Here is a 1,879-nt window from a genome sequence, read left to right on the forward strand (position 1 = left end):
AATCGAGTAGGGTGAGGGGTCACCCCCTCAGCCCTCTCACACCACCGTACGTGCGGTTCCGCATACGGCGGTTCATGAACGAGACTGCAAGCGCCGCTGGGCATCCAGCAGCGAGATCAGCCCCATGGCGTCGAAGTAGCGCTTCGGGAAGGCTGCGCCCATGTGGCTAGCCCCGGCATTCCACCATGGGCCATGCCCATTGCGGGCCGAGTGCCACGCGCGATCCTCCGCTAAGCCCTGCCGACGCAGCATCACAGTGCGGGTAGCGCGGCTCTTGGCCTGCCGCCATATCAGGCGGCGCAGCCGCCGCCTCAGCCACCCGTCCAGCGTCTCCAACACGCCTTTCGCTTCCGTGTACTGGAAGTACCCGATCCACCCGCGCAGCACCGGATTCAGCGCCGCTATTGTGTGAGTCAGGCTCCTCCCGCGTCCCTTGCGCATCAGCTCCTTGATTCGCCCAGTCAGCCTTTGCAGACTTTCCGGTGCAATACGCAGCTTTGCCTGACGATGTGCTGTCACGCTGTAGCCCAGGAACTTGCGCGCCCACGGGCGCCCGCACGTGCTCTTGCCCTCGTTGACTTGCAGTTTCAGCCGTTCCGCGAGGAACGCTGTCATGCGCGCCAATAGCTGTTGCCCTGCCACCTTGCTTCGGACGTAGATGTTGCAGTCGTCCGCGTAACGACAGAACGCCAGACCCCGCTTCTCCAGTTCACGGTCCCAATCCGTCAGCAGAATGTTCGACAGCAACGGCGACAGCGGCCCGCCCTGCGGCGTGCCTTGCCTCCTTGCCTCGACCACCCCGCCACGCATCAGCCCCGCTTCCAGATACCGCCGGATCAGCTTGAGCACTCGGGGGTCCTTCACTTGTCGCGCCACCTTCGACATCAGGATGTCGTGGTTGACCCGGTCGAAGAACTTCTCCAAGTCGATGTCCACCACCCAGCGCCGGCCTTCCTGCACGTACCGCTGTGCCTGCAAGACCGCCTGCTGAGCGCTGCGCCCAGGCCTGAAGCCGTAGCTCGACTCGGAGAACCCCGGTTCGTAGATCGGTTGAAGAACTTGCAGCAGCGCCTGCTGGATCAGCCTGTCCACCACCGTCGGGATGCCCAGTGTCCTCACCCCGCCCGCAGGCTTGGGAATGTCCACCGCACGCACCGCCTGCGGGATGTACTGGCCGACCAGCAGCGCCGCTTTGACGCTCGGCCAGTGCACCTTCAGCCAGTCGCGCAACGCCGTCACTTCCAAGGCATCCACCCCGGCCGCGCCACCGTTGCTGACCACCTTCCGGTACGCCAGCCACATGTTGCCCTTCTCGACCACCGCTTCCATCAGCGATGGCGCCTGCGCTTTCGTTTGCCCGACAGCCGCCGTGCCAGCCTCCGCACCCCCATCGGCCCCAGGCAGGTTCCGCCCGCCTTCCTCCGCTGTGGGCTGCACTCGTTCGTGCATTTGGGCTTCGTCGGTTCGCATCGAGGTCTGTCGTCCTAATCGCGCTCGTTCATGTTCGGCCCTTCAGTGCCAACCGCGCACCTAGTATGGCCTCTGCTGACTTCTGCACCGCCATCCCAACACCTCTCGACGTCGGTAGCACCATGGCAGCGATGCAGATCTCCCCGGGTATGACGCACTCACCTTCACGCTTATGCCTGTCGGATTTACGCCGTATCGTTCCGTGCAAGTACTGGGCTTTGGCAATTTGGGCTACCTCACCCCGATACGTCGCCTCGTATCCGCTTCCTGTTCGTCAGGCCAGCGCTTTGCCTCGGACTTCCTTCAGACTCCCGGTCGCCCGGGAAACCCTTGTCTCTGGCTAACACTTCCCCTTGCCGGGCGTGTAGGGGACTCCCACCCCCAAGTCAGTGCGCCCTGCCGGGCGCAC

1 protein-coding gene is annotated in these 1,879 nt (G+C 64.1%); it reads right to left on the reverse strand.

Annotation, left to right across the window (positions count from 1 at the left end; all coding sequences use genetic code 11):
• Window positions 1–72: 72 nt before the first annotated feature.
• Window positions 73–1,470: a group II intron reverse transcriptase/maturase gene (gene ltrA / locus AC1Q7H_RS39730; protein WP_492382507.1), complete on the reverse strand. Its 1,398-nt coding sequence runs from the start codon at window positions 1,468–1,470 to the stop codon at window positions 73–75.
• Window positions 1,471–1,879: the final 409 nt, after the last annotated feature.

This window comes from Cupriavidus sp. GW823-FHT06D04 (assembly GCF_058795055.1).